At 57.3% G+C, this 7,612-nt stretch carries 5 protein-coding genes and 1 pseudogene; 5 read left to right on the top strand and 1 reads right to left on the bottom strand.

All coding sequences use genetic code 11. From position 1 onward, the window contains the following. A pseudogene (locus NKH12_RS06470) lies at positions 1-103 on the bottom strand (IS5/IS1182 family transposase); the annotation flags it as partial. A 390-nt stretch (positions 104-493) separates the two neighbouring features. Here NKH12_RS06470 and NKH12_RS06465 point away from each other — a divergent pair. The 5 genes from NKH12_RS06465 (at position 494) to NKH12_RS06445 (ending at position 7,538) form a co-directional block, all read left to right on the top strand. Beyond that, entirely contained in the window at positions 494-1,231 is a 738-nt protein-coding gene (locus NKH12_RS06465) for a class I SAM-dependent methyltransferase (RefSeq protein ID WP_352952370.1), read from the top strand. A gap of 683 nt (positions 1,232-1,914) precedes the next feature. Beyond that, on the top strand, positions 1,915-4,527 hold the full coding sequence (locus NKH12_RS06460) for an SGNH/GDSL hydrolase family protein (RefSeq protein ID WP_352952369.1): 2,613 nt from the start codon (positions 1,915-1,917) through the stop codon (positions 4,525-4,527). 31 nt (positions 4,528-4,558) lie between these two features. Continuing rightward, positions 4,559-4,819 carry an acyl carrier protein gene (locus NKH12_RS06455; RefSeq protein ID WP_352952368.1) on the top strand — a complete coding sequence of 87 codons (261 nt, stop codon included), beginning with the start codon at positions 4,559-4,561 and terminating at the stop codon, positions 4,817-4,819. Positions 4,820-4,827: 8 nt separating this feature from the next. Beyond that, positions 4,828-6,390 carry an amino acid adenylation domain-containing protein gene (locus NKH12_RS06450; protein WP_352952367.1) on the top strand — a complete coding sequence of 521 codons (1,563 nt, stop codon included), beginning with the start codon at positions 4,828-4,830 and terminating at the stop codon, positions 6,388-6,390. Continuing rightward, positions 6,390-7,538, top strand: a complete 1,149-nt coding sequence (locus NKH12_RS06445; RefSeq protein ID WP_352952366.1) for an acyl-CoA dehydrogenase family protein — start codon at positions 6,390-6,392, stop codon at positions 7,536-7,538. Before NKH12_RS06450 ends, NKH12_RS06445 begins: the two co-directional genes overlap by 1 nt. Positions 7,539-7,612 lie beyond the last annotated feature (74 nt).

The raw sequence follows: 7,612 nt of genomic DNA, 5'->3' as shown, positions 1-7,612 counted from the left end.
TCGGCTCGATCAGCGTCCACTCCTCATCGGTCAGATCACTTGCGTAGCGCGGGCAGCGCCGTTCATACTGCGGGCGAGTGGTTTCGGTCCAAGGCTTCGTGATCTCCGTCGAATCTCAGCAATCCGACAGAATCACAACCTGCTGAAATCACTCACTCCTTTTTGGATCGGACACTTAGAGACGGGGTCGCTGTTACCCCGGGCACAGCGGAGCGATTTATTTCTGATACGCTTATGTACTGGTACTTCTACGTTTTGCGCGGAACCGGACTCGTTCAAAGAAGTCAAGGCAACGCTCTAATGAACCGGGCGCTTTACCCGTCAGGGATGGGAGACATGGGGTGGGGACCAGCAGCTTGCGGATCTTTCGCGTGCCCCAAAGTGACTTCTTGTCCTCTTAAATGTGTTGCGCGGCGAAGGTCCAACGGATCGCCAGTTTAAACGATCGTAGCGCTGTGACTACACGATCAGCTTTGGCGAGAAAGGACAAAAAATGGAAGTCATCTCATATCTTAGAGCAGCCCAAGAGCGGACCCAATCGTGCGGTGAGGCGGCCATTGCAGCCCTGCAATTGGTTCGGCTGTACGACGCAGCGGCTGCGCGACCGAATGGCACATTTCTAGAACTTGGGACGGATCGGGGGCAGGCCACTAAAATGATTCTTGCTGCCTGCGAGAAGAACGGCGGGAACCTGGTCTCGGTCGATATCCGGGATTGCTCAAGTGCGGCAGTTAGCTGTCGCTGGACCTTTGTTCAGGCAGACTCCACAGATCGCAAGACCATCCTAAACAAAGCGCCCATTCTGCAGGATGGAATCGATTTAGTCTATGTAGATAGTCTACACACGCCAGAACACGTGTTGAATGAAGTGTATACGTGGTTTAGCCTGGTTCGAAAAGGAGGCACAATCTGCTTCGATGACATTGATCCGAACCCATATATGCGAGGGCGAAGGAAGGACAATCCCCAAATTGAGATTGCTAACCGAAGGATTTTTTATGTAGTTCAGAGCATTTTCTACGACAACTTAGACCAACTTCAGATGACGGTAGACTTCGGTAGTACCGGCCTTGCGATGCTCAAGAAAACATCTGAGATTGGATCGGAACTCAAGCCGTTCAACCATTTACCTGCAGAACGCAATAGTACGTTTCTGGCGAAGCTCAGCGTGCGGTTTGGAGAAAGATACTACGCGCACAAAGGCGATGGATCGGACTTTTTGACAGCGTGAAATGTACCCGGATGCCGTGAGGTATTTGATCCTGAGCGCGCCATTTCTCCTTGGCGTTCATGACGCAGCTCATCATTATTGTCGGTATACGAAGGATGGCCTGAAAATGGCTGCTTAGCGATCGACGAATTTGCCGAGCTTGCTGGCTTTGCGAATGAGGTCATGATCGCGATACAGCTCGGAGCTTCCTGTCCAGAGGTCAAGCAGATCCAACAGAGCCCGCGCACGGGTGGCGGACGCCCCCTCTGATGCCCCGACGGCTAAAAACGCACGCCGCGTTCCCTGTGGGCTGTGAGTCCTTGGCTCAAAGGAGAGATTCCAGCGTTTCTCGGGACAGGCAGTTCAAGATCGACAGGGCTCGCTTGGTCTCGATTGGCTCGCATCGGCGAAACGTGCTCGAGCGTTCCCGGATTAAGATGGTCAAGGCAGATAGAGCGTCGGCTGCCATCGGCGTTCGGCTCGCGGCGCGACTTGTGGGTCAGATCGGTCCCATTCGGAATCGGCTTCCAATCTGGAGACGGGTCGCTGTTACCTCGGGCACAGCGGAGCGATTTGTTTCTGATACACTTGGGTACTTCTGCGTTTGCGCGGAACCAGACTCGTTCAAAGAAGTCAAGGCAACGCTCCAAGGACCGGGCGCTTTGCCCGTCAGGGATGGGAGCCATGGGAAGGGGACCAGCAGCTTGCGGATCTTTCGCGTGCCCCAAAGCGACTTCTTGTCGATGTCCGCCGGCAGCTGGTTGAGGCGCGCGAGCGTGCATTTGATCAAGACATTGTCTCTTCCCTGGTCGGCGGATCCTACGGGGACTGAGTCGAGAAGCATCCTGGCTTGGTCCGCCATAGCCGGCGAGCTGGCCCTTTTCATCGCGCTGGTCTATCTCCTCAGGCTTGAGTCTACTGCGCTAGTCCGCGTCCTGCTCGTTGCCCTCGCCGGCTGGTGCGTGCACTACTTCCTGCCACAGCGTTACCGGCTGCCGTTTTTCGTGCTGCTCTCGTTCGCGGCTATCGCCGCAGTTTTCGCGAACCTTGGGCCCAACTGGCACCACTGGAGATTTGAGGGCCTCATCGATGCCGCCTGGATCGTCGCCATTGGGCTCGTACTGATCGGAATTGTCCACCTGCCGATCGCTTTTGGATGGAGAGTGCTGGCGCTGGTTGGTGCCGGCTGCGGGCTCGCCGCCGCACGAATGGACTGGATTGCGATCCCGTGGACGCGCGCCGTCTGGCCCGTGCTCGCGTCAATGTTCATGTTCCGTCTCATTGTCTATGCGTACGAAATGCGGCGTGACCAGAGGATGGCAACGGTTTCGGAACGTCTCGCGTATTTTTTCATGTTGCCGAACGTGTGCTTCCCGCTCTTTCCGGTCGTAGATTTTAGAACTTTCTGTAGCAGCTACTACAATGCTGACCGGCATTATATTTATCAAACAGGTGTTCAATGGATGTTTCGCGGCGCTATCCATTTAATATGCTACCGTATCGTGTACCAGCGGTTTGTGATCGATGCTGCGGACGTACACAATCAGCTTGAGCTTTTGCAATTTATCATATGGCCGTTTTTACTTTATCTGAAGGTTTCAGGAACTTTTCACATAATCACTGGGATTTTGCATTTATTTGGATTTAACCTTCCAGAAACCCACAATCTGTACTTTCTTTCTTCAAGTTTCACAGATTTCTGGCGTCGAATAAATATATACTGGAAGGATTTCATAATGAAAATTGTATACTATCCGTTGTATTTTCGTTTTCGACGCTGGGGGGAGAGCGTAGCGCTGGTCAGCGCGACCCTCCTCGCGTTCCTCGCGACTTGGCTTCTGCACAACTATCAGTGGTTCTGGTTGCGTGGCACTTGGGTGTTCACCTGGAACGACTTTCTCTTCTGGATGATCCTGGCCGTGCTTGTGACGATCAACGCCCACTATGAAATGCGGCACGGTCGCACGCGGCGCCTGCGTGGCGGGGCACTAAGCTGGAACGGTGCGCTGCAAACTGCGAGCCGGACCATTGGGGTATTCGTCGTCATCTGCCTCCTTTGGTCGTTTTGGAGCGCGAGCTCGGTCCCGCAATGGTTGTCGGTCTTCGATACTGTGGGCGTGGAAGCCCCTGGCAAAATGACGCCCGCCCTCGTACTGGTCGCGGTGGCAGCTATCATTGGCATTCCTGCGCTTGCGCTCGCGCGCGGCGGCGCCGACCGCCAGTACAGTTTCCGACGGTCGGTTGCGTCGGTCGGTGTATGCGGGTTGATCGCGGTTTGCATCTCGCTCCCCGTGGTTCACGATCGCCTCGGGGAGACGGTCAGTACCGCAATGGCCGACATTAGAGCGCCGAACCTCAATAGCCGCGACAACGCGAACCTGGAGCGCGGCTACTACGAGAACCTCGTCAATGTCGGCGCATTTAACCCAGAACTCTGGATTGTCTATGGTCAACGACGACACGACGGCTGGGACAATTTGGACAAGACGCCGCTGAGCGAGTTCACGGGTGCGCTTCCCACGACCTATCTGCGACCACTCTCCCAAGCAGACTACAAGGGAAAGCGGGTCCACATCAACCGCTGGGGCATGCGAGATCAGGACTACGAAAAGATTCCTGCTCCCGGCACCTCACGCATCGCAATGGTCGGCTCCTCGCATGTCTTCGGCGAGGGCGTCGCGGATGACGAGACTTTCGAGGGCCTGTTGGAGCGACGGCTGAATGCGCAGGCAGCCGACAGCGGGTATCGACACTACGAGGTGCTGAACTTTGCTGTTGGGGGTTATCTTCCTCTGGACATTCTGGCCATCATCGAGGATCGAGTGTTCGCATTCAAACCACAGTACATCTTTTACTTCGAGCACAGCGCGCTTGTTACACGAACGCTAAAGCGTCTCGGAAAAGCAATCCAGAATGGCTCCGCATATCGCTACGACTTCGTGCGCGACATTGTACGCGAGAGCGGGATCGATCCCGGTGCCGACCACGAGGTAATTCAAAGAAAGCTCACGCCCTACGGAGACAGACTTCTGCGTGCGATCTATTCTCGAATCGTGGAAGCTGCGAAGCGAGAAGGGGTCGGGGTTTTTTGGATCTATCTACCCAGACCAGACGAGAGGGCCAGTATCGAGCTGGAGAAGCGTCTCGCTGCCGAGGCTGGCTTTAACGTTCTCGATCTTTCCGGTGTGTATGACGGACATGACTGGCGGACGCTTCTTGTAGCACCTTGGGACGATCACCCAAACGCCGCCGGCCATCGGCTCGTCGCCGACAAGTTTTACGAAGTGCTGCAGCAACACCAGGATCTATTCCCCTGAACCTTGCGGTTGCTCCACAAGAGGAGGAACAATGAACGCGATCGAGATCAGGACGATGGCCAGGGATTTCATATTGAAGGAATTTCTGCCCGGTGAAAGGCCGGAGAATCTGACGGATTCAACGGAGCTGATAACTGACGGCATTCTCGACTCGTTGGCGACGCTTAAGCTCGTTGCCTACTTGGAAAAATCCTGCGGTATCGAAATCGCCCCTGACGAACTCGTGCCGGAGAACCTGAACTCCATCACCCAAATTGCCAATTTCGTCCAGTCGAAGCAGGCGTCCACATAGAGCTCGCCATGACGGTCGCTGCCTTACACGAGTATCTTGAACAGAGCGCGAGGCGGTATCCCCAGAGGTGCGCCGCTGTCGAGGCGAGCTCTGGGCGGCAGATCACCTATGGCGAGCTCGATACGCTGTCGGACCAAGTCCGCGACCATCTGCGTCGGATCGGCGTCCAGCCGGCGGACCGCGTCGGCATTTGCCTTCCAAAATCGATCGCCTCGCTCGCTGTTCTGTTCGGCATCTTAAAGGTGGGCGCGGCCTACGTGCCCGTCGACTCTCTGGCACCGCCTGCGCGTAACGCGTTCATATTTAACGACTGCGGCGTGCGCGCGATTTTCGTGGAGGCGTCCCGAGCCGAAACTTTGCGCTGTGAGTTGGCGCGCTTGGCTGCGGAACCTTGTCTCTTACCGCTCGACTGGTCCGACGGTCCCTCGCCGCTCGCGACGTACCTGGCTGGCGTAGAGGCCGGCGGCCTGGCGGTGGAGGACGAACGGGCGCGGCCGGGGCCGGACAACCTCGCTTACGTGCTTTACACTTCGGGCTCGACCGGCCAGCCGAAGGGCGTGATGCTGACGCATCGTAACGGCTCGAGCTACGTGGACTGGTGCTCCGATACCCTCGCCCCTGACGAGAACGACCGCTTCTCCTCCCATGCGCCTTTCCACTTCGACCTGTCTATTCTCGACATCTTCGTACCGCTGAAGCACGGCGCGACCGTATTCCTCATCGGTGAGGAGCTCGGCAAGAATCCGACCCGGATGGCGTCGGTTATCGCGGAGCGGCGGTTGACCGTCTGGTATTCCACGCCCTCCGTACTCACGCTTCTGGTCGAGCACGGCAGCCTTGATGCTCGGGACGACCACGCTCTTCGGTTCATTCTATTTGCTGGCGAGGTTTTTCCGGTCAAGCATCTGCGCAGGCTAAAGGCCGTGGTCCCACGCGCACGCTACCTGAATCTCTATGGCCCAACCGAAACCAACGTCTGTACCTACTACGAAATCCCGCAGACGATCGCCGAAGACCGCTCGGCGCCGTTTCCGATCGGGCGCGCCTGCTCGCATGTTAGGGCACGCGTGATCGATGTGAATGGTCGCGACGTGCCGCGAGGCCAGGAAGGCGAGCTTGCAATCAGCGGTGCTCCCGTGATGCTGGGCTATTGGAACATGCCTGAGCGAACGAGCGCCGCTTTTCATGTCGATTCAAACGGTCGCTGGTACCGTACCGGCGATGTAGTGATCGAAGGCGATGGCGGAGTCTACACCTTCCGCGGTCGACGCGACCGGATGGTGAAGAGACGGGGATATCGGATCGAACTCGGCGAGATCGAGACGGCGCTCTATCGCCATCCAGCGATTTCCGAGGTGGCGGCGATCGCTCGATCGGAGGAGTCTGGCGTCTCCATAAAGGTGTTCTATGCCTCGCGCGACGGCCATGCGCTGTCGCTCATCGAACTGAAGCGGTTCTGCGCCCACAACTTGCCGGCCTACATGGCCCCGGACTGGTTCTCGCATCAGCAGTTACTTCCCAAGACATCGACAGATAAAATCGACTACCAGCATCTGATGAGGATGGAGTAGTGGATTTCGCGCTGAACGAGGAGCAGCGTATCCTGCGTGGCCAGATCCTTCGCTTCGCGCAAGACAAGCTCAATAAAGATGTCAGGCAGCGCGACCGCGACCAAGCATTCCAGCGCGAGTTGTGGGGAGCTTGCGCGCAGATGGGCCTGACCGGCCTGCCAGTCCCCCAGGCCTACGGGGGACCCGGTCTCGATTCCCTGTCCACGGCCATTGCAATCGATGCGCTTGGCTACGGCTGCGAGGATTCCGGCTTGGTTTTCTCGATCTGCGCCCACCTTCTGGCCTGCGTGGTGCCGATCTGGAAGTTCGGCACTGAAGAGCAGAAGAATCGATATCTTCCGGGGCTCTGTGATGGCACTTTGATCGCAGCCAATGCGATGAGCGAACCGGAGTCGGGCTCTGATGCATTTGCGATGCAAACCCGGGCGGAGCCTCATGGCGACGGCTTTCTAATCAACGGCACGAAGACATTCGTGAGCAACGGACCGGTGGCAGATGTTGCCGTCGTCTTTGCTGTCACTGACCGCGCCAAGGGGTATTTCGGCGGCATCACGAGCTTCCTCGTGGACCGCGCGCTGCCCGGCTATTTGGTCGCGCAAAAGTTCGAAAAAATGGGACTGCGGACGTCTCCGATCGGGGAGCTTGTCTTCGAGGACGTATTTGTTTCGAAGGACGCTGTTCTCGGTGGAGTGGGCGGCGGCTCCAGGCTGTTCGCTCAAAGCATGGACTGGGAGCGGGCGTGCCTGTTCGCCAGTCATGTAGGCACCATGGAGCGGCTTCTGGAAAAGGCAGTCGCCTATACGCGCACCCGACGTCAGTCCGGCCAGGCCATCTCCAAGCACCAGGCGGTCGCCCATAAGATTGCCGACATGAAGATGCAGGTGGAGGCGGCCCGACTGCTCGTCTACAAGGCGGCGTGGGGCCTTGAGCGCTCCCAGTCCGTTTCCCTCGACGCCGCCGTTTCGAAGCTCTTTGTGAGCGAATCGCTAGTTCGCACCACGCTCGATGTCGTCCAGGTCTTCGGCGGCTATGGTTTCTTGAGCGAATTCGACGTCGAACGTGCCGTTCGTGATGCCATTGGCAGCAAACTCTATTCCGGAACTTCTGAGATACAGCGCAACATTATTGCTGGCTGGCTGGGGCTTTGATGAGGGCTGTGGTCAGAACCTGTCCGTGAAGGGCGGCGTGTGCTGTCGCTGGGCCTGCCCTCAGGTCGCGAAAA

The organism is Mesorhizobium sp. M1322, from assembly GCF_040318085.1.
Classification (GTDB): Bacteria; Pseudomonadota; Alphaproteobacteria; order Rhizobiales; family Rhizobiaceae; genus Mesorhizobium.
This window is presented reverse-complemented; position numbering and strand designations above follow the sequence as displayed.

Coding starts and splice junctions, on each gene's coding strand:
- NKH12_RS06465 (WP_352952370.1), top strand. CDS start 494: ATGGAAGTCATCTCATATCTTAGAGCAGCCCAAGAGCGGACCCAATCG.
- NKH12_RS06455 (WP_352952368.1), top strand. CDS start 4,559: ATGAACGCGATCGAGATCAGGACGATGGCCAGGGATTTCATATTGAAG.
- NKH12_RS06450 (WP_352952367.1), top strand. CDS start 4,828: ATGACGGTCGCTGCCTTACACGAGTATCTTGAACAGAGCGCGAGGCGG.